Origin of the sequence: Micromonospora sp. NPDC005367 (genome assembly GCF_040606825.1) — a bacterium.
Lineage (GTDB): Bacteria > Actinomycetota > Actinomycetes > Mycobacteriales > Micromonosporaceae > Micromonospora.
Genome location: NZ_JBEXFP010000008.1, coordinates 1 through 25792, shown reverse-complemented (window position 1 = coordinate 25792; position 25792 = coordinate 1). Strand labels below are relative to the sequence as shown.

The 25792-nt window shown below is 72.9% G+C and carries 27 protein-coding genes; 18 read left to right on the top strand and 9 right to left on the bottom strand.

Annotated features, from left to right (window positions below; genetic code table 11):
- Nucleotides 1-79 precede the first annotated feature (79 nt).
- Entirely contained in the window at nt 80-853 is a 774-nt protein-coding gene (locus tag ABZS42_RS08255; RefSeq protein ID WP_355143254.1) for a hypothetical protein, read from the bottom strand.
- Between the two features lie 140 nt (nt 854-993).
- Nucleotides 994-1833, bottom strand: a complete 840-nt coding sequence (locus ABZS42_RS08250; RefSeq protein ID WP_355143253.1) for a UbiA family prenyltransferase — start codon at nt 1831-1833, stop codon at nt 994-996.
- 46 nt (nt 1834-1879) lie between these two features.
- On the opposite strand from ABZS42_RS08250, the gene ABZS42_RS08245 reads away from it, so the two are divergent.
- The 4 genes from ABZS42_RS08245 (at nt 1880) to ABZS42_RS08230 (ending at nt 5740) form a co-directional block, all read left to right on the top strand.
- A complete protein-coding gene (locus ABZS42_RS08245) occupies nt 1880-2641 on the top strand; it encodes a methyltransferase domain-containing protein (RefSeq protein WP_355143252.1) in 762 nt (253 codons plus the stop codon).
- 43 nt (nt 2642-2684) lie between these two features.
- A complete protein-coding gene (locus ABZS42_RS08240) occupies nt 2685-3851 on the top strand; it encodes an acyl-CoA dehydrogenase family protein (protein WP_355143251.1) in 1167 nt (388 codons plus the stop codon).
- Nucleotides 3852-3915: 64 nt separating this feature from the next.
- Nucleotides 3916-4974, top strand: coding sequence for a type III polyketide synthase (locus tag ABZS42_RS08235; RefSeq protein ID WP_355143250.1), 1059 nt, complete (start codon nt 3916-3918; stop codon nt 4972-4974).
- 22 nt (nt 4975-4996) lie between these two features.
- The gene (locus tag ABZS42_RS08230) at nt 4997-5740 is read left to right on the top strand and encodes a hypothetical protein (protein WP_355143249.1); all 744 of its coding nucleotides are present in this window, start codon (nt 4997-4999) and stop codon (nt 5738-5740) included.
- Nucleotides 5741-5769: 29 nt separating this feature from the next.
- On the opposite strand, the gene ABZS42_RS08225 is transcribed toward ABZS42_RS08230, so the two are convergent.
- On the bottom strand, nt 5770-6450 hold the full coding sequence (locus tag ABZS42_RS08225; RefSeq protein ID WP_355143248.1) for a hypothetical protein: 681 nt from the start codon (nt 6448-6450) through the stop codon (nt 5770-5772).
- A 331-nt stretch (nt 6451-6781) separates the two neighbouring features.
- Between ABZS42_RS08225 and ABZS42_RS08220 the strand changes: the two genes are divergently transcribed.
- Genes ABZS42_RS08220 through ABZS42_RS08205 form a run of 4 tightly spaced genes read left to right on the top strand, consistent with a single transcriptional unit; the run spans nt 6782 to nt 9554 of the window.
- Entirely contained in the window at nt 6782-7267 is a 486-nt protein-coding gene (locus ABZS42_RS08220) for a CarD family transcriptional regulator (protein WP_076467066.1), read from the top strand.
- Nucleotides 7268-7323: 56 nt separating this feature from the next.
- Nucleotides 7324-8019, top strand: coding sequence for a 2-C-methyl-D-erythritol 4-phosphate cytidylyltransferase (gene ispD, locus ABZS42_RS08215; protein WP_355143247.1), 696 nt, complete (start codon nt 7324-7326; stop codon nt 8017-8019).
- A gap of 13 nt (nt 8020-8032) precedes the next feature.
- A complete protein-coding gene (ispF, locus tag ABZS42_RS08210) occupies nt 8033-8518 on the top strand; it encodes a 2-C-methyl-D-erythritol 2,4-cyclodiphosphate synthase (RefSeq protein WP_355143367.1) in 486 nt (161 codons plus the stop codon).
- A gap of 10 nt (nt 8519-8528) precedes the next feature.
- Nucleotides 8529-9554, top strand: coding sequence for a tetratricopeptide repeat protein (locus ABZS42_RS08205; protein ID WP_355143246.1), 1026 nt, complete (start codon nt 8529-8531; stop codon nt 9552-9554).
- A 133-nt stretch (nt 9555-9687) separates the two neighbouring features.
- On the opposite strand, the gene ABZS42_RS08200 is transcribed toward ABZS42_RS08205, so the two are convergent.
- Nucleotides 9688-10854: a cupin domain-containing protein gene (locus ABZS42_RS08200; RefSeq protein ID WP_355143245.1), complete on the bottom strand. Its 1167-nt coding sequence runs from the start codon at nt 10852-10854 to the stop codon at nt 9688-9690.
- Between the two features lie 94 nt (nt 10855-10948).
- Here ABZS42_RS08200 and ABZS42_RS08195 point away from each other — a divergent pair, with 94 nt between their 5' ends.
- The 7 genes from ABZS42_RS08195 (at nt 10949) to ABZS42_RS08165 (ending at nt 16231) form a co-directional block, all read left to right on the top strand.
- A complete protein-coding gene (locus ABZS42_RS08195; protein WP_355143244.1) occupies nt 10949-11815 on the top strand; it encodes a hypothetical protein in 867 nt (288 codons plus the stop codon).
- Between the two features lie 48 nt (nt 11816-11863).
- Nucleotides 11864-13063 (top strand): fumarylacetoacetase, encoded by a 1200-nt coding sequence (fahA, locus tag ABZS42_RS08190; RefSeq protein WP_355143243.1) that lies wholly within the window; start codon nt 11864-11866, stop codon nt 13061-13063.
- 199 nt (nt 13064-13262) lie between these two features.
- Nucleotides 13263-13472, top strand: a complete 210-nt coding sequence (locus tag ABZS42_RS08185) for a DUF397 domain-containing protein (RefSeq protein ID WP_355143242.1) — start codon at nt 13263-13265, stop codon at nt 13470-13472.
- 158 nt (nt 13473-13630) lie between these two features.
- Nucleotides 13631-14116, top strand: a complete 486-nt coding sequence (locus ABZS42_RS08180; protein ID WP_355143241.1) for an SRPBCC family protein — start codon at nt 13631-13633, stop codon at nt 14114-14116.
- 146 nt (nt 14117-14262) lie between these two features.
- Nucleotides 14263-15516 (top strand): PQQ-binding-like beta-propeller repeat protein, encoded by a 1254-nt coding sequence (locus tag ABZS42_RS08175; RefSeq protein ID WP_355143240.1) that lies wholly within the window; start codon nt 14263-14265, stop codon nt 15514-15516.
- Nucleotides 15517-15575: 59 nt separating this feature from the next.
- Nucleotides 15576-15740, top strand: coding sequence for a hypothetical protein (locus tag ABZS42_RS08170; protein WP_355143239.1), 165 nt, complete (start codon nt 15576-15578; stop codon nt 15738-15740).
- Between the two features lie 95 nt (nt 15741-15835).
- A complete protein-coding gene (locus ABZS42_RS08165; RefSeq protein WP_355143238.1) occupies nt 15836-16231 on the top strand; it encodes an LPXTG cell wall anchor domain-containing protein in 396 nt (131 codons plus the stop codon).
- Between the two features lie 127 nt (nt 16232-16358).
- Here ABZS42_RS08165 and ABZS42_RS08160 read toward each other — a convergent pair whose 3' ends face one another.
- The 5 genes from ABZS42_RS08160 to hppD all read right to left on the bottom strand — a co-directional run bounded on the left by ABZS42_RS08160 (nt 16359) and on the right by hppD (nt 21664).
- Entirely contained in the window at nt 16359-17372 is a 1014-nt protein-coding gene (locus ABZS42_RS08160) for a hypothetical protein (protein WP_355143237.1), read from the bottom strand.
- 19 nt (nt 17373-17391) lie between these two features.
- On the bottom strand, nt 17392-17946 hold the full coding sequence (locus ABZS42_RS08155; RefSeq protein WP_355143236.1) for a hypothetical protein: 555 nt from the start codon (nt 17944-17946) through the stop codon (nt 17392-17394).
- 140 nt (nt 17947-18086) lie between these two features.
- A complete protein-coding gene (hisC, locus tag ABZS42_RS08150) occupies nt 18087-19199 on the bottom strand; it encodes a histidinol-phosphate transaminase (protein ID WP_355143235.1) in 1113 nt (370 codons plus the stop codon).
- The gene (locus ABZS42_RS08145) at nt 19177-20250 is read right to left on the bottom strand and encodes an RDD family protein (protein ID WP_355143234.1); all 1074 of its coding nucleotides are present in this window, start codon (nt 20248-20250) and stop codon (nt 19177-19179) included. The genes hisC and ABZS42_RS08145 overlap by 23 nt, the downstream gene beginning before the upstream one ends.
- 205 nt (nt 20251-20455) lie before the next feature.
- The gene (gene hppD / locus ABZS42_RS08140; RefSeq protein ID WP_355143233.1) at nt 20456-21664 is read right to left on the bottom strand and encodes a 4-hydroxyphenylpyruvate dioxygenase; all 1209 of its coding nucleotides are present in this window, start codon (nt 21662-21664) and stop codon (nt 20456-20458) included.
- A 137-nt stretch (nt 21665-21801) separates the two neighbouring features.
- Between hppD and ABZS42_RS08135 the strand changes: the two genes are divergently transcribed.
- The 3 genes from ABZS42_RS08135 (at nt 21802) to ABZS42_RS08125 (ending at nt 25710) form a co-directional block, all read left to right on the top strand.
- On the top strand, nt 21802-22290 hold the full coding sequence (locus tag ABZS42_RS08135; protein WP_076467030.1) for an Lrp/AsnC family transcriptional regulator: 489 nt from the start codon (nt 21802-21804) through the stop codon (nt 22288-22290).
- A 206-nt stretch (nt 22291-22496) separates the two neighbouring features.
- The gene (locus ABZS42_RS08130) at nt 22497-23906 is read left to right on the top strand and encodes a PQQ-binding-like beta-propeller repeat protein (protein ID WP_355143366.1); all 1410 of its coding nucleotides are present in this window, start codon (nt 22497-22499) and stop codon (nt 23904-23906) included.
- A gap of 136 nt (nt 23907-24042) precedes the next feature.
- On the top strand, nt 24043-25710 hold the full coding sequence (locus ABZS42_RS08125) for a fumarate hydratase (RefSeq protein WP_355143232.1): 1668 nt from the start codon (nt 24043-24045) through the stop codon (nt 25708-25710).
- Nucleotides 25711-25792: the final 82 nt, after the last annotated feature.

The following is a 25792-nucleotide window of genomic DNA, read 5'->3' as shown; positions in this document are numbered from 1 at the left end:
CGTACACCCCACCGGATGACGAAACACCCCGGCGTGGTGCGTACCACGCCGGGGTGTTCTCGGAAGCTCGTGCGGCTGGTCAGCCGCCGTGGCCGGCGCCGCCCTCCGACTCCTCGCCACCCTCACGGTGCACGATCGGCGACGGCGGGGCGGGCGGGGTGAACGGCACCGCGATCGGGGCCGGCCCGGTGATGGTGTTGCCGTTGCCGAAGTCGAACGTGACGAACACGTTCTGGCCGGAGAGGAGCGACTCGTTGAGACCGACCAACTGGAGCATGCGGTCGGACTGCTGGTTCAGCTGGATGTAGCTCAGCGGCGCGATCTCGAAGCGCGCGGGCTCGCCGGCCGGCGCCGAGGGCGACGGGCTGGCGGACTCCGACGGGCTGGCCGAGCCGGACGGGCTGGCGGAGTCCGACGGGGTGGCCGAGCCGGACGGGCTGGCGGAGTCCGACGGGGTGGCCGACGCCGAGCCGCTCGGCGAAGCCGACTCCGAGGGCGACTCGGACGGGCTCGAGCCGGCCGACGCGCCGGTGCGGGTGAGAACCACCTCGCGGGCGTCCTGGCTGGTGACGGTGACCGTTACCGGCTCCTTCGAGTCGTTGTAGATCACCGCGTTCAGCGGGGCGTTCTCGCCGGCCTTGTAACCCTCGACGCCGGGGAACTCGACCAGCAGGCCACGCACCGCGAGCTGGCCGTTCTCCGTCTCGATGTTGACGCCCTGGACCGACGGCACCTTCTCGGCGGTCTCCGATATCTGGCCGGCGCCGCACCCGGACAGCAGCAGGCTCGTCGCCGCCGCCACCCCGGACAGCAGCAGAGCCGCCCGCCGGGAACCCCTGATCGAGCGCGTCACGTCGGTCCTCCTCGTCACGATCACACCCGGTGCGTACGCCGGGCACGGCTGGCCATGCCCGCGCAGACCGCGCTCCAGGGTAATTGGGGCTGATCGAGGGCCGCACCCCGACCCGGGGATGCCACCTCTCGGGGTGACGATCAGACCACCCGGCCGCTCGTGACCAGCAGCACCACGTCGATGAGCGCCACCAGCATCACTGCCCGGAAGGCGGCCACCGGGCGCCGCCCCGCCCGGGCCGCCCCGCGGCCGCCGTACCAACTGAGCGGCGGAACCACGACGGCGGCGAGAACCGCGGCGAGCCCGAGTCCGGACGGGGGCCCGGGCGGACCGAAGACCAGCGTCCCGGTCGCCGCGAGCAGCAGCACCGCGGCGGCCACCCGGCTGCCGGTCGCGCCGAGGCGGTGCGGCAGGCCGCGCACTCCCGTGCGGGCGTCGTCGGCCAGGTCGGGCAGGACGTTGGCGAAGTGCGCTCCGGCGCCGAGACACGCCCCCGCGGCGACCAGCCAGGCCGGCGGCGCCGGCGTCCCGGGCAGCGCCAGCACCACGAAGGCGGGCAGGGCGCCGAAGGAGACCGCGTAGGGCAGCACCGACGCCGGGCTGGACTTCAGCGGCCAGTCGTAGACCAGCGCCGAGACGAGTGCGAGCGTCACCCAGAAGGCCGCTGTGGCGTTTGTGAACAGTGCCAGCACCGGGGTGGCGGACGCGGCCAGCACCGCGCCCACGGCCACGGTGCGCCGGCTGATCGCGCCGGCGGGGATCGGTTTGTCGGTACGCCCCACCGCGGTGTCCCGGTCGGCGTCGAGCGCGTCGTTGGCCCAGCCCACGGCGAGCTGGCTGGCCAGCACGGCGAGGACGACGGCGGCGACTCCGGCGGGTCGATGTCCCACGCCGACGGCGAGCAGACCGGCCACCAGGGTCACCGCCGCGGCCGGTTCCGGATGGCTCGCCCTGACCAGCCCTAACACCGAAGTCGACATAAGGGAAGTCTGGATGTTACCCGTGAGTCGTGCCACGCTCGATTCCATGCGAGACGTGGCTCCGGTGCCCACCCGGCCCCGAGTGCTGCCGCGCAACGACCCGCGCCAGTACGACGACCTGGCCGACGAGTGGTGGCGGCCGGACGGCGTCTTCGCGATGCTGCACTGGCTGGCCGAGGCACGGGCGGCCCTGGTGCCGCCGGCCGAGCGTCCCGGCGCGTTGCTGGTGGACCTCGGCTGTGGGGCCGGGCTGCTCGCGCCCCACCTCGCCGGGAAGGGCTACCGGCACGTGGGTGTCGACCTGACCCGTTCGGCGTTGGCCCAGGCCGCCGGGCACGGCGTCACGCCGGTCAACGGCGACGCGACCGCCGTGCCGCTCGCGGACGGCTGCGCCGACGTGGTGGCGGCCGGCGAGATGCTCGAACACGTGCCGGACTGGCGTCGCGCGGCGGCCGAGGCGTGCCGGCTTCTCCGGCCGGGCGGTCTGCTCGTGCTCGACACGCTGAACGACACCGCGCTGAGCCGGTTGGTGGCGGTCCACATCGGCGAGCGGTTGCCGACCGTGCCGCGTGGCATCCACGACCCACGGTTGTTCGTGGATGCCCGCGCGTTGGTCGCCGAGTGCGCCCGGCACGGCGTCACACTGCAACTGCGCGGTGTACGGCCGCAGCTGGGTGGCCTGCTCGGCTGGCTGTTGCGCCGGGCGCGGGGCGCCGTGGGGACCGCGCCGGGTGGCCGGGCCCCACGGATGGTGCCGACGCGCTCGACCGCGGTGCTGTACCAGGGCTGGGGGGTCCGGAAAGGATAGTTCCGACCCCAGCGGGGGTAAGGACGCCGAAGAGGGGGCGTAGATGACGGTGCACGCGTTGGATGCGGCGCGCAGGTTGGCGCCGCGACTCGCCGCCCGCGCGGCCGAGTACGACCGGGAGGGCACCTTCCCGGTCGAGGACTTCGAGGATCTGCGCGAGGCGGGCCTCTTCGGGCTGATGGTGCCCCGCGAGCTGGGCGGGTTCGGTGCGACGTTCGCCGAGTACGCGGCCGTCGCCACCGAGCTGGCCAAGGGCAACGGCGCCACCGCGCTGGTGTTCAACATGCACGCTTCGGTGACCGGCGCGCTCGGCGCGGTCACCGAGGAACTGGCCGAGGCGCTCGGCGTCCCGGACGAGGCGCTCGCCGCCCGGGACCGGCTGCTGCGGGCGGCCGCCGAGGGCTCCTGGTACGCGGTGGCGATGAGCGAGCGTGGCGCGGGGGCGCGGCTCTCCCAGCTCAGCACGGTCTACGAGCCGATCGAGGGCGGCTGGCACGTCAAGGGCAGCAAGACCTTCTGCTCGGGGGCCGGGCACGCCGACGGCTACCTGGTCGCCGCGCGCAGCGCCGCCGACCCGTCGGTGGTCTCCCAGTTCCTGGTCCCGGCCGGGGCCGGGCTCACCGTCGAGCCGACCTGGGACTCGCTCGGCATGCGCGCCACCGCCTCGCACGACCTGCACCTGGAGGCGACGGTTCCGACCGACCGGCTGCTGGGTGGGGTGGAAGGGCTGGCGCTGGTCGTCGCCCAGCTCATGCCGCACTGGCTGGTGGCCAGCTACGCGGCCGTCTACGTCGGCGTCGCGCGGGCGGCGATCGAGGCGGCCGCCGAGCACCTGAACGCCCGCAACCTCGCCGGGCTGCCGGCGGTGCGGGCGCGCCTCGGCCGGGCCGACGCGGCGGTGGCGGCGGCCGAGCTGGTGGTGCGCGAGGCGGCCCGCCGGGTGGACGAGGCGGCCGGCGACGCCGAGACCAACCGCTGGGTGTGGCGGGCGAAGCTGCTGGCCGGTACGACCGCCGCCGACGTCGCCGCGTCGATGCTCGAGGCGGCCGGTACCTCGGCGACCCGGCGAGGCCATCCGCTGGAGCGGCTCTACCGGGACGCCCGCTGCGGATCGCTGCATCCGGCCACCTCGGACGTCTGCGCCGACTGGCTCGGCATCGCCGCGTTGGGAGGTGACCCGGACCGCGACGGCTCGGCGCCTCGTTGGTGAGCGTGGGGCCCGCCGTGGCCGTTCCGGTGGGGACGGTCCGGGCGAGGGCGGCGTCGGACGAGAGGTGGGGATCGTGTCGGTACCAGTGATCGCAGGCCTCGGGACGGCGCAGCCGCCGTCGGCCCGGCAGGACGAGTTGTGGGAGGGCTTCTTCTCCCGGCACTTCACCGGCACCACCCGGTCGTTGGCACAACGGATCTTCGCCAACTCCGGGGTCACCACGCGGCAGGCGGCGGTCAATCCGCTGCTGGAGGACGTCTCCGACTGGCCGACCGAACGGCGGATGCGTCGTTACCTCGTGGAGGCGTTGCCGCTGGGCAAGGAGGCGGTCGGCCGGGCCTTGACCGCCGCCGGTCTGGACGCCGGTGACATCGGGCTGTTCGTCGTCTGCTCGTGCACCGGGTACGCCACCCCGGGGCTGGACATCCTGCTCGCCCGGGACCTCGGCATGGCCCCCGGCACCCAGCGGATGTTCGTCGGCCACATGGGCTGCTACGCGGCGCTGCCCGGGCTGGGCGCGGCGAGCGACTTCGTCACCGCCCGGGGCCGCCCGGCGCTGCTGCTCTGCGCCGAGTTGACCAGCCTGCACATTCAGCCGTCGACGGCCCGGGTGGACACGCAGCAGATCGTCTCGCACGCGCTCTTCTCGGACGCGGCGGTCGCCGCCGTGGTGCTGCCCGGCGGCCCCGGGTACGCGGTGCGCGAGGTCACGTCGGTCACCGACACCTCCACCGCCGACCACATGACCTGGGACGTCACCGACTCCGGCTTCCGGATGGGGTTGTCGCCGAAGGTGCCACAGGTGCTCTCCACGCACGTGCGTGGCCTGGTCGACGACCTGCTGGCCCGGCACGGCGCCACGCTCGACGAGCTGGACGGCTGGGCGGTGCATCCGGGCGGCCCCCGCATCCTCAACGTGGTGGAGCGCGAGCTGGGGTTGCCACCGGAGGCGCTGGCGGCGTCCCGCGCGACGCTGGACGAACACGGCAACTGCTCGTCCCCGACGGTGCTGCTCATCCTCGACCGGCTGCGTCGTGCCCCGACCCCGCCGGAGCGGATCCTCATGCTCGCCTTCGGCCCCGGTCTCACGCTCTACGCCGTACTGCTCGATCGACAGGGCTGAGCGTCCGGCTTACCCTCGGTTGGTGGACGTGCGGGCGCGGGACCGGCTGCGCGGTGGGGTGTTGGTCGGCTTGACCGTGCTCGCCCTGGTCGCGGGCGGCTCGTGGTGGCGGGCCAACGCCCCGGTGGACGAGAGAAGTCTCGGCCTGGCCGTGTCGTTACCCGGGTTGGCCGCCCGGGCGCCCGGCGTGGCTCCTCCGGTGGCCGGTCTGGCCGCTCCGCTGGCGCTGGGTGTTCCGCTCGTTCCTCCGAGGTCCGGCGCCCGCCAGGTGGCCGTGGTGGATCCCGCCACCGGTGTCGCCGTCCGCGTCGATCCCGGCAGCAGGTACGTCTTCCGGGTGGAGGAGGACGGCTCTGCCTTCCGCATCGACCCGGAGACCGGCGCGGCGTACCCGCTCGACCAGGGCTGGGGCACTGGAGAGGTCCAGCCCCGTCCCGGCCCGAGCGGACAGTGGGGGAGTGGCGAGCTGTCGCGGTACCCGAACACGCTCTGGCGTGAGCGCACCCTCATCGCGCCGGAACGGAGCTTGATCCGACAGGTGAACGGCCGGCCGGACGACCCGTACCTGTTCGAGTACCTGTGCACCGGGTCGAGTGGGCTGATCGTCACGATCAAGGGCAGCCAGAGCGTCGATCTCCGGCCGATCTGCGACGGCCAGGTTCGAAGGAGCCTGCTGATCGCTGTCGGTGGACCGCTGCGCGTCGAGGTCGGGCCCCTGGGCGCCGAGCCGGTCCGGGTGCAGATGCAGCTCGCCGCGGTCGACTGACACCCGGTGGTGCCGCTGATCGCCGTGGCTCAGGCGGCGAGGCGATCGAGGTCGGCGCGGTACGCCTCGGCCGGGCCGAGCTCCGGCAGCACCCGGACCACCACGCCGGACCGGTCGACGAGCACGGCCACCGCAGCGTCCGGACGGGGCGACAGGTGCAGGAAGGAGCGCAGACCGCCGGCGGGGTCGGCGAGTGTACGTACGCCGGTCCCGCCGGCTGGTGGAGCGCTGGGGACCGACCGCCCTCCGCTGACGGCCACCAGGTTCACCTGGGGCGGCGCGGCGGCGGCCGCCTCGCTCACTCGTTCGGGGCACGCGCAACCGTCGACCAGGATGATCATCGCGGGCAGCAGGCCGCGCAGCGGCACCGGATCCTGCCCCGCGTCGACCAGGTCCAGAGCGGGCAGCGGCCGCCCGGTGAGCGCGGCGGGTGGCGCCGCCGGGCTGGTCGCGGGGGCGGGGGTCGGACCGGGCCGGGTGACGGCGGCCAGGCCGGCGAGTGTGATGAGCACCGCGACCACCAGCCACACGAGGGGCATCCGGAGCGCTGTTAGGCGCTTCCTGGTGGCCAGGCGGGCGCGTTCGCGCAGCTCGCGTCGGACCTGGGCGGCCTCCTGCGCCAGCGCCGAGGCGTCGTCGGGTACGACCACCCGACCCCACTCCGGCGGCAGGTCCGGCAGCCCGTTCCCCTCTGTGCCCGGCGTATTCATCGCCGTCCCCCTGGAACCGTCTCTTGGAGCCGACATTGGCTCGCCTTCCAGCCTCGCGTACCGAGGGCAGCTCCCGCTACACCTGGGCGCAGAAGCGGCCGGCGGGATATCATGAACGAAGCGCATAGCCCTTGATCTCGACGTTCCGTTCACTCGTCCCGGGGTGTCATCCGGAGACTACGGAGCGTGTTCAAACCATCGATTTGACTGCCTGTCAAGTCGAAGAAATACCTCTCACAGGGCCCCTGAGCTGCGCCAACGATCAGGACAGCGGTGAGACATCGGTGCCTGAGCGTGTTACCCTAGACACAGCGAAAGGGGTTTCGAACCTATGGTTTTCAGTGTCGGCGAGACCGTTGTTTACCCCCACCACGGGGCCGCACTCATCGAGGCAATCGAGACTCGGGTCATCAAGGGCGAGGAGAAGCAGTATCTCGTCCTGAGGGTCGCGCAGGGTGACCTCACGGTCCGGGTTCCCGCCGAGAACGCCGAGATCGTGGGTGTGCGCGAGGTGGTCGGCGAAGAGGGCCTGGGCAAGGTCTTCGACGTGCTCCGTGCCCCGCACACCGAGGAGCCGACCAACTGGTCGCGGCGTTACAAGGCCAACCTGGAGAAGCTCGCCTCCGGCAACCCGCTGAAGGTCGCCGAGGTTGTTCGTGACCTGTGGCGTCGGGAGCGGGAGCGGGGTCTTTCCGCGGGTGAGAAGCGCATGCTCGCCAAGGCCCGGGACATTCTCGTCGGCGAGGTCGCGCTGGCCGAGAAGAGCACCAAGGACGAGGCGGAGACGCTCCTCGACAAGGTGCTGGCCGAGGCCTAGTCCGCACAGCATCGTCGTACCCAGTTCGTAGCGAAGAAACCACCGAGGACCGCGACGTGACCGCGCAGCTCAATCCGCGCGGTGACGTCGCGGTCCTCGTCCCTGCGGCGGGTGCCGGCGTGCGGCTCGGCCCCGGTCGGCCCAAGGCGCTGCGCCTGCTCGCGGGGGAACCACTTCTGGTGCACGCGGTGCGCCGGCTCGCCGCGGCCCGCAGCGTGCACACCATCGTCGTCGCGGCGCCCGTGGCCGAGGTCGAGGCGGTCCGTGAGCTGCTCGCTCCGGTGGCCCCGGTGAGCGTCGTGCCCGGCGGCGCGGAGCGGCAGGAATCCGTGGCCGCCGCCCTCGCGGCGGTGCCCCCTGGTCCGGAGATCGTCCTCGTGCACGACGCGGCCAGGGCGCTCACCCCACCGGACCTGGTCGAGGCGGTCGCCGCGGCGGTTCGCGCGGGGCGGCCGGCGGTCATCCCGGTGTTGCCGGTCGTCGACACGATCAAGGAGGTCGGCGCCGGGGAGGTCGTGCTCGGCACCGTCGACCGTTCCGCCCTGCGCGCGGTGCAGACCCCGCAGGGCTTCCGCCGGTCGGTGCTCACCGCAGCGCACGCCGCGGCCGGTGACGCGCTCACCGACGACGCCGGCCTGGTGGAGAAACAGGGCGTACCGGTCTCCTGCGTGCCCGGTTCGGAGTACGCCCTCAAGATCACTCGCCCGTTCGACCTGGCGCTGGCCGAGCATCTGCTGACCAGCGGTGCTTGACGCGTACCCTCTGATCATGATCGTTCCCCGGGTGGCCATCGGCACCGACGTGCACGCCTTCTCCGCCGGCCGGCCGTGCTGGGTGGCCGGCCTGCACTGGCCCGGCCAGGACGGGTTGGCCGGTCACTCCGACGCGGACGTCGCGGCCCACGCGGCCTGCAACGCCCTGCTCTCCGCGGCCGGCCTCGGTGACCTGGGCGCGAACTTCGGCGTGGACCAGCCGGAGTGGGCCGGGGCGTCGGGCGTGGCGCTGCTCACCGAGTCGGCCCGTCGGGTCCGCGCCGAGGGGCTGACGATCGGCAACGTCTCGGTCCAGGTGGTCGGGAACCGACCGAAGATCGGGCCGCGCCGGGCGGAGGCCGAACGGGTGCTCTCCGCCGCCGTCGGCGCGCCGGTCACCGTCTCCGCCGCGACGACCGACGGGCTCGGCTTCACCGGACGCGGCGAGGGGCTCGCCGGAATCGCGGTGGCTCTGGTGTACGAGGCCCCGGCCGCCTAGGCTCGCCGCGATGTCCAGCGACGCCGCGTCCGATCAGTCCGCCACCGACGGCTATCTCCAGCGGGCGAAGCTCCTCGCCGAGCTGGGCCGCTACGACGAGGCCGTCGCCGAGGTCTCGTACGCGGTGGCGATCGAGCCGGCGAACCCGGTGGGACTCACCCTGCTCGCCCGGCTGCATCTGGCCGCCGGCCGGCCCGCCGAGGCGCTCACGGCCGCCGACACGGCGATCGCCGCCGCCCCGGGCACCGTGGCGCCGCTGCTGGCCCGGGGGATGGCGCTCGCCGACCTGCAGCGGTACGCGGAGGCGGCCCGGTCCGCCGACGAGATCCTGGCGAGCGGCCCGGACGACGCGTACGCCCAGCGCGGCGGCGCCGCGATCCTGGCCGGTTCCCGCAATGGGCAGACGGCGCTGAACGCGGCCTGGCGGGCGGTGGAGCTGACGCCCGAGGAGCCCGAGTCGCACCTGGTGCTCGGTCTGGTGGCCGCGAACATGCGGCTCTACGACCTCGCTGAGCGGGCCTACCGGGAGGCGCTGCGCCTGGACCCGCAGCTTGCCGAGGCGCGGCACGACATCGGCGTGATCCGGCTGGAGCAGCGGCGCTGGAGTGAGGCGCTGGAGCATCTGGCCGAGGCCGCCGCGATGAACCCGGGGCAGATCGACTCGGGTCGTACGATCTCCGCCGGCCTGCGGCAGCTGGTGCTCTACGGCGCGGGCTGGTCGATGATCACGGCGGTGCTGGTCGCCTGCCTCGCGCCCGGCAGCGGAGGGCTGTCCCGTGTCGCGGCGGCGTTCGCCGCGCTCGGTGGGGCGTTGGTCATCTGGCGCTTCGCCGCCCGGATGCCAGGCCTGGCGCGGACCGTCCTGCCGGGGCTGCTCCGCTCCGACCGTGCCCTCGCCCTCGCCGTCTACGCGGCGTTCGCCTCGCCGGTGCTGATCCTGCTCTACGCCGTCGTCGGCACCCCGTGGCCGCTGGTGCTCGCCATCGCCGTGGCCGCGATCGCCGAGGTCGTACCAGCCACCCGAACCCCAGCCTGACCACCCGCGACGTTTGGAAGATCTGCTAGCGCGGCCTGGCTCGACCCGGTCGGGGTTCGCCGGAGCCCGACCCGCGGAGGGATCAAGCCTGACCGCCCGGAGCGGGGCGGGCTCCGGCGAAACCCAGGGACGATCAGGCCCGACGCGCCCAGGTCCAGGCGTAGCCCGGGTCCTCGCAGGCGGTGGCGGCGTCGCAGAGGTCGAGGGGGCGGAACGTGTCGACCATGACTGCCAGCTCGTCGAAGAAGTCGACGCCGATCGCCCGCTCGGCGGCGCCGGGCTGCGGGCCGTGGGTGAAGCCGGACGGGTGCAGCGAGATCGAGCCCTGCTCGATGCCGGAGCCGCGCCGGGCCTCGTAGTTGCCGCCGGTGTAGAAGAGCATCTCGTCGGAGTCGACGTTGTGGTGGTTGTACGGCACCGGGATCGCGTCCGGGTGGTAGTCGACCTTGCGTGGCACGAACGAGCAGACGACGAAGTTCGGGCCCTGGAAGGTCTGGTGCACGGGTGGCGGCTGGTGGATCCGCCCGGTGATCGGTTCGAAGTCGTGGATGGAGAACGCCCACGGGTACATGTGCCCGTCCCAGCCGACCACGTCGAACGGGTGGTGGGCGTAGGTGTGGCGGGTCCAACCACGACGGTGGCGAATCAGGACCTCGACGTCCTCGCCGTCGACCAGCAGTGGCGCGTCCGGCCCGCGGACGTCGCGCTCGCAGTACGGCGAGTGCTCCAGGAACTGCCCGCGGACGGTGAGGTAGCGCTTGGGTGGGCCGATGTGACCGGACGCCTCGATGGTGAGCAGCCGTACCGGCTGGTCGCCGGTGGGCACGAGCCGGTGGATCGTGGAGGTGGGGATGATGACGTAGTCGCCGGCGGTCACGTCGAGCGTCCCGAACGTCGACTCGACCCGCATGTCGCCCGCCTCGACGTAGAGGCAGTGGTCGCCGATGGCGTCCCGGAACAGCGGGGAGGGACGGTCGGCCAGCACGTACGCGATGCGTACGTCGTCGTTGGCGAGCAGGTACTGCCGTCCGAGCACCGGGTCGGCGCCGGTGCCGTCGAGCTTGTGCGTGCGCAGGTGCCGTGGCTTGAGCGGCAGGTTCGGCGACCGGGTGAAGGCCGGCGGGGTGAACTCCTCGGCGGCCACGATCGCGGTCGGGGCGTGCCGGTGGTAGAGCAGGGACGAGTCGGAGGAGAAGCCTTCCTGCCCCATCAGCTCCTCGGCGTAGAGGCTGCCGTCGGGCTGGCGGAACTGGGTGTGGCGCTTGCGCGGCACCTCGCCGACGCTGCGGTAGTAGGGCATCTCGCCTCCCGGTGTGTCCCGTTGACCGGCTAGGGACGTCCGATAATCGGACGCTGTTGTCCGTTCCTCGTAGCGTCCCGTAGATTCTTGTTCCGTGTCAACGCAGGTGCCCGCGCTCCTCGACGGCCTGGTGGACGACGCGGCCGTCTTCCCGCCCGGCAGCGCCGCGCTCCCGGACGCCGTCGTCGCACATCGACGCCATCGCGCCGCCTGGTACGCCGACCTGGTCGGCCCACTGCTGGTGCCCGCCTCGACCGTCACCGCGGGCGAACTGACCGGTCTCGTCGACCCGGCCGAGGGCTTCGTCGTCGGGGTCATCGGTGACACCGGGGTCGAGGGCCTGCCGTTCGCGCTGTCCTTCCTGCCACCCGATGGCGTGACAGCCCGCCAGGTGGAGGTGGCGGTGGCGAAACGGGGCGAGGACCCCCTGCCCGGAATCGCCGCCCTGCTGCGCGTGGTCGACAAGCTCGCGGGGGTCGAAGCCGTCTACGCCGAGATTCCGTTGACGTTCGGGCTCATGGGGGCGCTGGACCGGCTCGCCGCGATCCGGGCCGAGGGGCTGCCGATCGCGGCGAAGTTCCGCACCGGCGGGCTGGCCGCCGAACTCTTCCCGACTCCGATAGAGCTGGCCGCGGTGATCTGCGGCTGCCGGGACCGGGCCCTGCCGTTCAAGTTGACCGCCGGGCTGCACAACGCGGTCCGCCACCTGGAGCCGGAGACCGGCCTCGTCCACCACGGCTTCGTGAACGTGCTGGCCGCCACGCTGGCCGCCGCGCAGGGCGCGGGTCTGGCGGAGGTCGCCGAGCTGCTCACGGTCACCGATCCGCGTCCGCTCCTGGAGGCGGTCGAGGGCCGGCTGGGCGGGCCGCGTCCGCTCTGGGTGGGCTACGGCTCGTGCAGCATCGGCGAGCCGTTGGCGGACCTGGACCGCCTGGGCCTGCTGGACGGGCCGAGGACGTGACGGGCCGGTGGCGATGAACGGGACCGACGGGAACGGGGGCGAGGACGTATGACCTGGGTGACGGGTGCGCAAGGCTCGGCGTACGGGGTGACGAACCTGCCGTACGGGGTGTTCGTGCACGACGGGCGGGAGCCGCGGATCGGCGTACGCATCGGGGACTTCGTGCTCGACCTGGCCGGTGCCGAGGTGGCCGGCCTGGTGCTGGCGGCCGGCGCGCTGGGCCGAAGCACCCTCAACGACTTCATGGCGCTCGGGCGTCCGCAGTGGACGGCGGTGCGACAGCGGGTCACCGAGCTGCTCAGCGAGGCGGCGCACCGGCCCGTGGTCGAGCCGCTGCTGGTGCCGCTGGCCGAGGTGCGCCTGCTGCTGCCGTTCGAGGTGGCCGACTACGTCGACTTCTACTCCTCGGAGCACCACGCGGGCAATGTGGGGCAGATCTTCCGGCCGGGCCAGCCGCCGCTGCTGCCGAACTGGAAGCACCTGCCGATCGGCTACCACGGCCGGGCCGGCACGGTGGTCGTCTCGGGGACCCCGGTGATCCGTCCGTCGGGTCAGCGGCCGGGCGCGGACGGACCCACGTACGGTCCCTCCGCCCGGCTGGACATCGAGGCCGAGGTCGGCTTCGTGGTCGGCGTACCCAGTCCGCTCGGCGCCCGGGTCTCCGTCGACGACTTCACCGACCACGTCTTCGGCGTGGTGCTCGTCAACGACTGGTCCGCCCGGGACATCCAGGCCTGGGAGTACCAGCCGCTCGGTCCGTTCCTGGGCAAGTCCTTCGCCACGTCCGTCTCGGCGTGGGTGACACCGCTGGACGCCCTCACCGACGCGTTCGTGCCCGCGCCCGAGCAGGAACCACCGGTCGTCGACTACCTGCGCGACGTGCCGCACCGCGGGCTGGACCTGCGGATCGTCGTCGAGTGGAACGGCGAGCGGGTCAGCGAACCGCCCTTCGCCACCATGTACTGGACGCCCGCCCAGCAGTTGGCGCACCTGACCGTCAACGGAGCGTCGCTGCGTACCGGTGATCTCTACGCGTCCGGCACCGTCTCGGGTCCGGAACGCGGCCAGGTCGGCTCGTTCCTGGAGCTGACCTGGGGCGGTGCCGAGCCGGTGCAGCTCGGCGGGGACGAACTGCGGACCTTCCTGCAGGACGGGGACACGGTCACGATCACCGCGACCGCGCCCGGCCCGGACGGCACCACCATCGCCCTGGGCGAGGTCACCGGCACCATCCTGCCGCCCCGCTGACCAGGCCGGACATGCCGGTCAGCGGCGCACGACAGGTCGTCCCAACCGTGATCAGCCGATCGCACAGTCGGTGCGACCGGGCCGACAACCTTCCGCGTTGATCGCTCCGGATTCCGACGCCCCGTCGCGCCGGACGGGCCCGCGACTGGTCCCGCCGGTCGCGGACGGGGCGTCCCGACGCAGCGGGAGGTAGTTCACGATGCACGATCTGACGGGTGCCGTCTGGCGTACCAGCAGCCGCTCCAACGACCAGGGGCTCTGTGTGGAGGTGGCGGACAACCTGGTCGACGTCCTCGGGGTGGTCGCGGTACGCGACTCGAAGGACCAGACCGGTCCCACGCTCGCGGTCAGCCCGCCCGGCTGGGCGGCCTTCGTCGGCGCGATCCGCGCAGGGCAGTTCGACAGCTGACCGCCGGCCTCGCGGACCAGGTCGCCCAGGTTCCGGTCCGTGCGGGCGGACCCGGTACCGGCGGCAGACGTACCTTTTCGGGGTCTCCGGCGGGAATTGCGCCCGGAGACCCCCGTACCGCGCTCACGCCGCGTACCGTCGACGCCACGGGAGGTGGCATGTCGACAGTGACGGTTACCGGGCGTATCGAGGCGCATGCCGTCGATGTCTGGCGCCTCCTGACCGACCTGCCCGGCCGGGTCCGGCGACACCTCGCCGGCCCGGTCGAGCTGCTCACCCCCGGGCCGTTCGGGCCGGGTACCTCATGGCGCGAGCCCCGCTCCCAGCCGGACGGCGGTCTCCTCGTCGAGGAGTTCTGCGTCGTGGAGGCGGTCCCCCCTCGGCGCCTCGTCCTCGTCTCGTCCGGAGTCGGCGTCGACTACCGGATCACCTGGGAGCTGCGCAGGGCGGGACGCCGGCACCACGGCCGCACGCTGGTTAGCGTCACGCTGGAGGCGATGCCGGTCGACCCGTACGGTCGGGTGGCCGCACTGTTCCTCGGCGCGCTGGCGGCGCGCGCGATGGAACACGCGCTGCGGACGGACCTCGCCGACCTGGCCACCGCCGCGGTCGCGGGGCGTTCCGGCGCGGTCCGGGCCGCCTGAATCTCAACGCTCCGGATCCGGCGTGTGCCGCCGAGGCACGTCCGGGGACACCGTGTCCGGCTGCGCCGGACCGCCGCCGGGGCCTCGGCTCCGCTCCGGCGAGCCGCACGGAACCCGCCCTAGTACTGTGCCGGGCGGAGGTGCGCATGGGGTTCCGGAACGGCCGGCGGGGTGTCGTGCGGGCGGTCGCAACGCTGCTCGTCGCCGCCGCGGTAACGGTGACGGTCTACCGGGTGCTCGCCCCTGCCGAGGTCAGCACGGTCGCCCATTCGGACTACCCGGCACCGGCGCAACCTCCGGTGGGAGTGATCGGGCGGCTGCCCGTTGCTCCCTTGATCGTGGACGGCCGCCTTCGCGTGTACGCGGGCCACCGCCAGGTGTACGCGGACACCCCGGTCGACGGCGAGCACCGCACCACCCCGTTCTGGTCGTACCGCCGCTGGCCGGCCGAACTGGTCGGCGTGGTGGCGAGCGGGACCACCGTGGTCAGCCGGTGGTCGGACGGGCGACTGGTGGCGTTGGACGCGCGGGACGGGCGGGTGGCCTGGCGGGCCGACGGGCCCGTGCCGCAGCACAGGTCGGGCGTGCGGCGCACCGGGTCGGCGATCGTGTGGGATCCCGCCGGGCTCTACCTCACCCGCACGGCCGACGGTCGGGACGTGCTGGTGGCGACCGGTGACGGCGAGGCGCGCGGCGTCGACCTGGCCGGTGGGCGCGAGCTATGGCGGTCGGAGCTCGGGACGCAGTGCCGGAGCGACGTCGGTACCACGCCGACCGGGCAGTTGGTCAGCGTGGACGGGTGCGCGGGGGAGGCCGCCGTCGAGTTCCGGGACGCGGCCACCGGCGAGGTGACGAGTCGCTGGCGGCCGCCCGGCGTGGCCGGCGAACTGGTCGTGACCCCGGTCGGCTGCCGCATCGCGACGTCCGGCTGCTCCGCTCTGCGCATGGCCGGCCCGGGTGACGCGGCGGGGCGGGCGTGGCTGGTCGGGGCCGGGGCACCGGTCGCCGCACCGGCGCTGGACGGGCTCGACAGCCAGCTCGCGGGTGAGCAGGTGGTCGGGACGGTCGACGGTGTGCTGGTCGGCCGCTCCGCCCGGAACGGGACCGAGTTGTGGCGCCGCCCCGACCTGGGACCGGGACGGGTGATCGCCGTGCAGCCGGGCCGGGTGCACGTGCTGACCGATGCCCGGGAGCTGATCACGCTCGATCCCGCGACCGGCGCCGAGCGGTCCCGGTTTACGCTCACCGTCGGGCAGGACGGGACCGGCTACGTGCCGGGTGCGGTGTACGCGGCGCACGGCTACGTGGTCGTGGAGCGCCTGCGGCAGCCGGTCGATCCGGATGCGGACGACCAGGCGTACTTCCTCACCTCCGAGCCGCTGGTGCTTGCCGCGACCTGAGCCGAAACGCCGCCTCGCATGCTCGACAAATCGGACATACGTTACTTATAGTCACTCTTGTGCGACTCGTGGCAGCCCTGGTGGGCGTGATCATCATCCTGATAAGCCCCGCGCCGGCGGACGCCGCTCCGGCTCTCCGTACGCCTCCGGTGGCCCCAGCGGCGTCCGGCGCCGACAGCGCCCTGCCAGCGGCGTCGGGTGCCGGCAGCGTCGCCCGGGAGTGAGCCGGGCCCGACGCGTCCCCGCTCGGGCGCGTCGGGATGAGTGAAACCGAATAAACCGCCATCTAGTTCAGAAAAAGTTACATTACGGACGGTTCATGTTCCTGCGGGAAGGGATCGTGCGGATGTGTAGGACGGCAGCCGAGCGACTCGTCGGCGTGGCGCTCGCCGGTGCGGCGGGCCTCATGCTGGTGGTGACGCCGGCGTTCGACCCGGCTGCCGCGTCGGCGGTCGCTCGAGTGCAGCCACCGGTGGCCGGAGGTGCCGCCCCGACGGAGCCCCCGAGGAACGGTCGGGTCACCTTCGAGGTGCGACCCGCCTCCCCGCAGCCGACCCCATCCACGCCGCAGCCGGCTCCGCCGACCCCGCAGCCGACCCACGGCGGCCAGCTGCCGGTCACCGGCGGAGGTGGGTCCGTCCCGCTGCTCGCCGGCCTCGGAGCCGTCCTGCTCCTCCTCGGCTGGCTGGCGGTTCGCCACCGGCGACCGAGCTGACCCCGGCCGACACCGTCCGGCTCCGAGCCGGCGTCGGCCCTCCGGCGGGACGGGCGAACCGCGCGCCCCCGGTCGGCGGAAGCGGGTGACGACGTCGAGCCGGCCGGGCTTGTGCCGGCAGTCGATCTCAGCGGTTCGCGGAGATCCGCTCGCAGGGCACGCGCGTCGGTGTCCGCCGGAAGCGGCGTGCCAGCACGGCGAGTCCGGCCAGGAACAGTAGGCCCGCCACGGCGGCGACGGCCCCCCACCCGGTGAGCATCCGGGAGTAGAGCGTCGCCCGTACACCCTCGCCGCCGGGGTCGGGGAACTGGATCCGGCCGGTCGCGCTCCGTTCCACCCGGCCGCTCTTCAGGTTGACCTCGATCTTCCAGGGGCCGTTCGGCAGTTCGGCCGGAAACCGCGCGCTGACCTGGCCGGTGGCACCCGCCGCCAGGGTGGTGCCCTCCGACACCGGGAACGGGCCGACACGGCTGCCGGCCGGTCCGTCGCTCAGCATGACCGTCCCGGTCAGATCCACCGCGCGTCCGCCGGTGTTGGCGACCCGGACCGTGACCGACGGCTCGCCCTGCGAACTGCGGGCCGGGCGCATCTCCCCGATGGTGAAGTCGGAGACCGGCTCGCCGCCCTCGCCGACATCGAGGTAGACCCGCACGCCGACCCGGTGAACCTGGGTCACCTGGCCGCCGGAGGGGGACGGCGAGGAGGCGGCGGACGCCCAGAGCACCCCGTACCGCTCGCCGGCGGGCGCGTCGGCCGGCACGGCGATCGTCGCCCGGACCCGGGTCTCCTCCCACGGTTCCAACTCGATGGCGTCCCGATCGATGGTGATCCAGGAGGTCAGCTCGTTGGCCGCCCGCCCTCCGGCGAAGACGAACTTCGTGTCGTCCACGCTCGCCGCCGCCGGGTAGAGCTCGACCGCGTGACGCTGGGCGCTGCGGTTGACGATCAGTAGCTGCCGCTTGATGGTGGTGCCCGGCCGAAGGTGATCAACGATGTAGCGCAGGGCGCGCGGGTCGTCGCGCCGGTTCGTCGGTGCCTCCAGCAGCCGGATCCCGATGCTGCCCTCGTCCGGCTCGGCCGCGCCGGCCCGAGTCGGCAGACCCGGGCCGGCGAGACCGAACAGGACGACCGTGGTCGCCACGGCCGACCGCAGCCGGCGGCTACGCCACCGAATGAGTCACCGTCCCGGTGTACTCGCCCGCGACGCTGTCCAGCGGAACGTTGACCACCAGGGTGGGGTTCCACCCGGCGGTGTTCCCGCCGGTGCCGCCCGCGTGGCTGAACGCCGTCACCGGTGTGACGCTGTCCAGGGGCTGCGCGTCGCCGGCGGCGGCCTGGCCAGGTGTGAAGGTGCCGGTGCCGGTCGTCGCCGTCGCCGGTCCCGACCAGTAGTCGATCTCCGACGGCAGCACCGTCTCCTCCGGGCTGCCGCCGCCGGTCTGGAAGACGGTGGCCGTGACCGAGGCGGTCCACGAGGCGTCGGCGGCGCCCCGGGAGTCGTCGACGGTCACGGTGCCGAGGGCGCCGGTGATGGTGCCGCCCGTGTTGCCGGTACCCAGGTCGGCGGTGGCCGGCGTGACGACGTCGAGGGTGCCGACGAGCACCTCGAACGTGCTGTCCGTGGTGTCGGTGGGCGCGGCGGCGGCCGGCGTGGCGAGGAGGCCCACCGCCGCGGCGGTGGCCGCGGCGGTGGTCCAGATCTTGGCAGTACGCACTGGTTCTTACCCCGTTCTCGAAGTGGGCCGGCGCGGTTCGGACGCCACTCGGGGCGCGGCAGGCCGGCTACTTGGAACATAGGGCAGAAATAGGACTAAAACGGACTAAAGGCGCAAATGGTAGTGATTCGCGCTTTGTGTCAGGCTAGGCAGGCTAGGGCCGCCTCGGCGGCGGCCAGGAAGGCATCGTTCTCGGCCGGGGTGCCGATGGTGACGCGCACCCCGTCGCCGGGGAACGGCCGGACGATCACGCCGCGCGACTCGCACTCCTCGCCGAACGCCACCGCCCGGTCGCCCAGCGGCAGCCACACGAAGTTCGCCTGGCTGGTGGGGACGTCGGGCACGAACTTGCGCAGCGCCTCGGTCACCCGGTCCCGCTCGGCGACGACCAGGGCGCAGCGGCGCTCGACCTCGTCGGCCTGCGCGAGCGCGGCGAGCGCGGCTGCCTGGGCCACCGCGCTGGTGGAGAACGGGGTGACCACCTTGCGGACCGCCGCCGCCACCTCCGGCTGGGCGACCAGGAAACCGACCCGGAGCCCGGCCAGCCCCCACGCCTTGGAGAGGGTGCGCAGCACCGCCACGTTCGGCCGGTCCAGGTAGGTCAGCCCGTCCGGCACCTCCGGGTCGGTGACGAACTCGCGGTACGCCTCGTCGATCACCACGAGCACGTCGTCCGGCACGGCGTCGAGGAAGCGGTCCAGCTCCGGCTTGCGGATCGCGGTGCCGGTCGGGTTGTTCGGGGTGCAGACCAGGATCAGCCGCGTCCGGTCGGTCACCGCCGCCGCCATGGCGGTCAGGTCGTGCGCGTGGTGGGCGTCGTTGGGTACCCGGATGCTGGTCGCGCCGCTGGTCGCCGCGATGATCGGGTACGCCTCGAACGAACGCCACGAGTAGAGCACCTCGTCGCCGGGCAGGCTGGTGGCACGGGCCAGGTGCTCCGCGAGCGCGACCGACCCGCAGCCGGTCGCGATCCGGTCGGCGTCCACGCCGTACCGCTCGGCGAGCGCGTCGCGGAGCGCGATCACGCCCATGTCCGGGTACCGGTGCGCCCCGGCGGCGGCCTCGGTGACCGCCTCGACCACACCGGGCAGCGGGCCGTACGGAACCTCGTTGCTGGCCAGCTTGATCGCCTCGGGCAGCCCGAGGTCCCGAGCCAGGTCGGCCGGGTTGCGACCCGGTACGTAGCTGGGCAGCGAGTCCAGGTCGGCGCGGGTCAGTCGTACCGCCGGCTCAGCTCTTCCGGTTTGGGTCATGGGGTGTCTCCTGGGGGTCGGAACGGTCGTGCAGGGGGCGGTTCGGGTCCGACTGCGGCAGCTGGACGACGACGGTCTGGGCCCGCTTGTCGTGCAGCGCCTGTCGCAGGGGGTGATCGAAGAGGGGGGAGAGCGCGTCGACGAGCTGGATCAGCACGCCCAGGCCGAAGCAGCACCAGAGCAGGGTGGGCACGCCGCCGTAGGTGTTCCACCTGGCCAACGCCCGGCCGAAGCCGAGGGGCTCGTAGGCGGTGAGTGGGACCGCCCTGATCCGCATCGCTCGCTTGCCGATCGTCTGGCCGGACGAGGCCGTCGCGGGCACCTCGTACGCGAGCCAGAGCGCGGCGGCGATCGCCACGATGGCCAACTGGAGGCCCCCGGCCTGCTCACCGATCTGGGGCAGCCCCTCGCGGGACGTGTTGCCCTCCATCGCCCGCCGGAGGACCTCACGCCAGTACGGTTCCATCTCCTCCAGGAACCGCCAGACGAACCAGCCGTTCACCACGACGTTGAGCGCCAGGACGATGGCGAAGTCGATGAGCCGGGCGGCCAGCCGGCGGCCGAAGCCGGCCAGCGGCAGCCCGTGCGGTCGAGGCTCGGGCATCCGCCCGGCCCAGCCCGGGGGAACCCAGCCGGGCGGGGTGCCCGGAGGCAGGTGACCGGGCGTGCCCTGGGCCGGCCCGTAACCGGGCGTGCCCTCGGGTCCGTAGCCGGGTGGGCCGCCCTGCGGGCCGTAGCCGGGTGGCGTCCCGGGCGGGCCGTAGCCGGGGCCCTGGGGGCCGTGACCGGGTGGCGTGCCCGCAGGGCCGTACCCCGGTGGAGGGCCGGGGTGGCCGGGCCAGCCCGCGGCCGGTGGCGCGGAGGCCGGGGTCACTGGCGCCGGGCCGGGCGCGACCGGCTCCGGCGGCTCCGGCGGGGCCTCTACCGGGGGCGGACCCTCCGGCGGCGTGGCGTCGACGGGGATGGGCGCACCGATCCAGCCCTCGCCGTCCCAGTACCGTCGGGTCTCGGGATCGGCGGGGTCGATGTACCAGCCGGGTTGCACGCTCACGCAGCCACCTTAACGACGACCGTCCCGCCGAACCCGTCGTGGCGGCACAGGGCCGGACTCGGCGGTGGGGGCGGGACGGCGCCCGGGTGGTCGCGATGCGGCTGGCGGGCGGGACCGGCGGGCGGCGTGAAGCCGCCGCCGGTGGGCGTGGGCCCACCGGCCGGCGGCGTCGGGTACGACGGGGGTTGCGTCACGTTGGCAAGTGTTACAGGTTGCCGCGTGCTTCCTGCTCACGCTCGATGGCCTCGAACAGGGCCTTGAAGTTGCCCTTGCCGAAGCCGAGCGAGCCGTGCCGCTCGATCAGCTCGAAGAAGACGGTCGGGCGGTCCTGGACCGGCTTGGTGAAGATCTGGAGCAGGTAGCCGTCCTCGTCCCGGTCGACCAGGATCTTGCGGGCCTTCAGCTCCTCGATCGGCGCGCGCACCTCACCGATGCGGGCGCGCAGCTCCGGGTCGTCGTAGTACGAGTCCGGGGTTTCCAGGAACTCGACGCCGGCGGCCCGCATCGCGTCGACGCTGGCCAGGATGTCGTTCGTGGCGACGGCGATGTGCTGGGCGCCGGGGCCCTGGTAGAACTCCAGGTACTCGTCGATCTGCGACTTCTTGCGGGCGATCGCCGGCTCGTTGAGCGGGAACTTCACCTTGCGGGTGCCGCTGGCGACCACTTTGCTCATCAGCGCCGAGTAGTCGGTGGCGATGTCGTCGCCGATGAACTCCGCCATGTTGGTGAAGCCCATGACGCGCTTGTAGAACTCCACCCACTCGTCCATCCGGCCGAGCTCGACGTTGCCGACCACGTGGTCGACCGCCTGGAAGAAGCGCTTCGGCTGAATGCCGGCGGCGATCATCGGCTGCCGGTCCACGATCGGGCCGCGGGCCACGAAGCCCGGCAGGAACGGCCCGGTGTACCGGGACCGGTCGACCAGGGTGTGCCGGGTGTCGCCGTACGTGGCGATGGCCGCCATCCGGACGGTGCCGTGCTCGTCGCTCACGTCGTGCGGCTCGACGAGGCCGGTCGCACCCTGGGCGGTGGCGTGCGCGTACGCGGTGTCGACGTCCGGCACCTCGAGGGCGATGTCGCTGATGCCGTCGCTGTGCTTGGCGACGTGCTCGGCGCCCTCGGCGTCCGGGCGGACGACGCCGGTCAGCACGAAGCGAGCCGAGCCGCTGGTCAGGACGTACTGGGCGTGGTCCCGGTAGCCCTGCTCCGGGCCGCGGTACGCCACACAGGTCATGCCGAACGCGGTGGAGTAGTAGTGCGCCGCCTGCTTGGCGTTGCCGACCAGGAAGTGCACGTGGTCGAGGCCCTTGACCGGGAAGGGGTCGCGGGTGATGTCGTGGTCGACGGCGCCGATGAGCCGGTCGACGTCGACCGTGTCGTCGCCGGACTGGGGTCGGTCGATCGCCTGGGTCATGGTGGCCTCCCTTGCGTACCGGCCGGCCTCGTGGGCCGCCGTGAGTGGTTTGAGCTGAGGATTGCGGTGCCGCCCGCGATTGGGCAATAGTTCGCCGAATCGCTGATCAGGTTGTGCATCGAGTAAGGTGAAACTCTATGAACACTGGTCAAGATGTCCAGCTCGACGACCTGGACGCCCGGTTGATCGAACTGCTTGCCCAGGAGCCTCGGATCGGTGTGCTGGAGTGCTCGCGGCGGCTCGGTGTGGCCCGGGGGACCGTCCAGGCGCGCCTCGACAAGCTCATCGGCCGGGGTGTCATCGCCGGCCTCGGCCCCGAGATCTCGCCGGCCGCCATCGGGTTCGGTGTGACCAGCTTCGTGACCTTGGAGATCAGCCAGCGGCACGGGCACGACCCGGTCACCGCCCACCTCGCCGGCATCCCCGAGGTGCTGGAGGCGCACACCATCACCGGCTCCAGTGACCTGCTCTGCCGGATCGTGGCCAGATCGAACACCGACCTCCAGCGGGTGATCGACCAGATCGTGTCCTCCGAGGGGATCACCCGCGCCTCGACGATCATCGCGCTGGCCGAGCAGATTCCGTACCGCACGCTGCCACTGGTCCGCTCCGCCGCCCGCAGCTGAGCAGGGCCACTGCCCGACACCTCGGTGGCCCGGCCGCCGCCGGGCCGCTCCCCGGCGGGGGTCGACAGTGGGCGGACGGGCGACCCCGTTAACACCTTCGGCGGTAGAAAGCGCGGCGACACGGCGGTGCGGGCGTATGGGAGCTACGTGATCGTGGCTAACGTGTGCGTGTGGCGAAGGGGAGGGGTCGGAGCGTACGAGCGGTTCTGCTGCTCGCGCTGATCGCCGTCGTCGCCCTCTCCGCGACCGGAGTCTGGAACCCGTTCCCCAGGGTCTGGGACTGGGTCGACCGGAGCGAGCCGATCGCCGAGCCGGACGTGGTCTGGCAGCAGCGGATCGGTGGCACACCGAAGAGCGTGACCATCGCCGGCGACACGGTGGTCGTCGAGCAGCGCACCCGCGTCGAGGCGCGTGCTCTCGCCACCGGCGGCCAGCTCTGGGAGCGCAAGGCCGACTGGGCGGCGGTCGCCGGCGCCGACCGCGACACGGTCGTCGTCGTGGGCAAGCTGCTGGTCAAGGGGTACGAGGTGCTCGACCCGACCACCGGGGTGACCCGCCGGCGGGACGACGACGCGGTGGCCGTCTGGACGTACCGCAACCTGCTGCTCGACGCGCGCTGCGCCCAGCCGACCGACTGCACGCTGAGCGCCTGGGACCCGCGCGGCACCAAACCACTGTGGACCGCGTTCCTGCCCGGCGTGGGCAGCGGGCTCTTCGCGGACAACCCCGGACTGCGTGGCACCCGGCGGCTGACCGCGCAGCGGCTCGACGAGGAGATAGCGGGACCGGAGCCGGTGCCGCCGCTGCTCGGCTTCCCCGTCGACGGCCGGGTGCACGTCGTGGACACCGCGACCGGCTCCGTGCTGCAGAACGTCGAGCCGGGCCGGGAGGAGCGCCTCTCCGTGGTCGGCGGGCGGCTGCTGCGCATCTCCGCGCGCTCCCAGGACGACAACTGTTACTTCGCCATCTCCGGCGTCGACCCCGCCACCGGCCGGGAGACCTGGCGTCGGGCCGGGATCAACCTGCGTACCGCCGACAAGGCCGGCTGCGTGCAGCGGGAGGATCCGCAGGGCGCACGCAACGTGCTCATCGGAGTCAGCCCGGATGCCCGGGAGGCGGTGCTCGACGGGTACGACGGCCGGCTGCTCTGGGTCGGCGCGGACCGCGAGAAGCTGCTCGCCGTCGACGACCGGTACGCGCTGGTCCGCGCGGCCGACCAGCGGTCGATCCTCGCCCGTGGGCTGGGCGCCGAGCGCACGCTCTGGACCCGCCCGGCGGGCGGCAAGGCCGGCGCGACACTCACCCCGCACGCCGCGGTGATCGTCGACGAGAAGCCGTCCCGGCTGATCGCCCTGGATCCGCGTACCGGACGGGAGTTGGCCGTGCTGCGGACCTCGGCGAACGCGCTCGCGGTAGGCCCGGCCGGCATGGTGATCGGTGAGGGGCGGGAGATCGGGTACGTCCGGTTCGGATCGACGGCGGGCGGCGAGCCCGATCCGTCGGACGGCGACGGTGCGCCCGGCCCGGCCGGCAGCGCTCCGCCCCCCGGCGATCGCGGCGACGACGCCGACTGCGGGCCGAAACGTGAGCTTTGCCCCGACGGGACCAGCGGCTGACCTCGGCGTCGGCTCCCAACGACACCGCCGGGACCGGCCGCTCGATTTGCCCGGCTCACAGGTTCGGTGAGAGCGGCGTCCCAGGGGGGCCCGGCGGGTGGGAATGATCGACCGGTCTGCCCTAGGCTTTCCGCTCATGAGCAGTGCCGCCGCCTTCTCGTACGCCCCCCTGCTGCCGACCGGCCCCGACCAGACGGAATACCGCCTGGTCACCGACGAGGGCGTCGACGTCGTGCACGGCCCGGGCGGTCGCCGGTTCCTCACCGTGGAGCCGGCCGCGCTCACCGCGCTGACCGCCGAGGCCATGCACGACATCGCGCACTTCCTACGTCCCGCGCACCTGGCCCAGCTGCGGTCGATCATCGACGACCCGGCCGCGTCGCCGAACGACCGGTTCGTCGCCCTCGACCTGCTGCGCAACGCCAACATCGCCGCCGGCGGTGTGCTGCCGATGTGCCAGGACACCGGCACCGCGATCGTGATGGGCAAGCGCGGCCGGCACGTGCTGACCGACGGCGGCGACGCCGAGGCGATCTCCCGGGGCGTCTGGCAGGCGTACACCCGGCTGAACCTGCGCTACTCGCAGCTCGCCCCGCTGACCATGTGGGAGGAGCGAAACACCGGCAGCAACCTGCCGGCGCAGGTGGAGATCTACGCCGAGGACCCGGACGGGCATCCGGACGCGTACAAGTTCCTCTTCATGGCCAAGGGTGGCGGGTCGGCCAACAAGTCGTACCTCTACCAGGAGACCAAGGCGCTGCTGAACCCGACGCGGATGATGCAGTTCCTGGAGGAGAAGCTGCGCCTCATCGGCACCTCCGCCTGCCCGCCGTACCACCTGGCCATCGTCATCGGCGGCACCTCCGCCGAGTACGCGCTGAAGACGGCCAAGTACGCCAGCGCCAAGTACCTGGACGCCCTGCCCACCTCCGGCTCGATGACCGCGCACGGCTTCCGGGACCTGGAGCTGGAAGCCGAGGTGCTGGAGCTGACCCGCAACTTCGGCATCGGCGCGCAGTTCGGCGGTCGCTACTTCTGCCACGACGTACGGGTCGTCCGGCTGCCCCGGCACGGTGCGTCCTGCCCGGTGGCCATCGCCGTCTCCTGCTCGGCGGACCGGCAGGCCGTCGCGAAGATCACCCCGTCGGGTGTGTGGCTGGAACGACTCGAGACCGACCCCGCCCGCTACCTGCCGGAGGTCACCGACGCGCAGCTGGACACCTCCGAGGTGGTCCGCGTCGACCTGAACCGGCCGATGGACGAGATCCGGGCGGAGCTGTCCAAGTACCCGGTGAAGACCCGGCTCTCACTGACCGGTCCGCTGGTGGTGGCCCGCGACATCGCCCACGCCAAGATCGCCGAGCGGCTGGACGCGGGCGAGCCGATGCCGCAGTACCTGCGCGACCACGCCGTCTACTACGCCGGCCCGGCCAAGACCCCCGAGGGCTACGCCTCCGGATCGTTCGGTCCGACCACCGCGGGCCGGATGGACGCGTACGTGGAGAAGTTCCAGGCGGCCGGCGGCTCGCAGGTCATGCTGGCCAAGGGCAACAGGTCGGCCCAGGTCACCAACGCGTGCCAGCAGTACGGCGGCTTCTACCTCGGCTCGATCGGTGGCCCGGCCGCCCGGCTCGCTCAGGACTGCATCAAGCACGTCGAGGTGCTCGAGTACCCGGAGCTGGGCATGGAGGCGGTCTGGAAGATCGAGGTGGAGGACTTCCCGGCCTTCATCGTGGTCGACGACAAGGGCAACGACTTCTTCGCCGAGGTCACCAAGCCGGTGCTGACCATCGGCCGCCGCTGACCGTACCCACGCTGGTTGGCGTTGAGACCGCCGTTGGTGAAGTCCTTGCCGTCACCGCCGATGATGATGTCCAGGCCGGGCC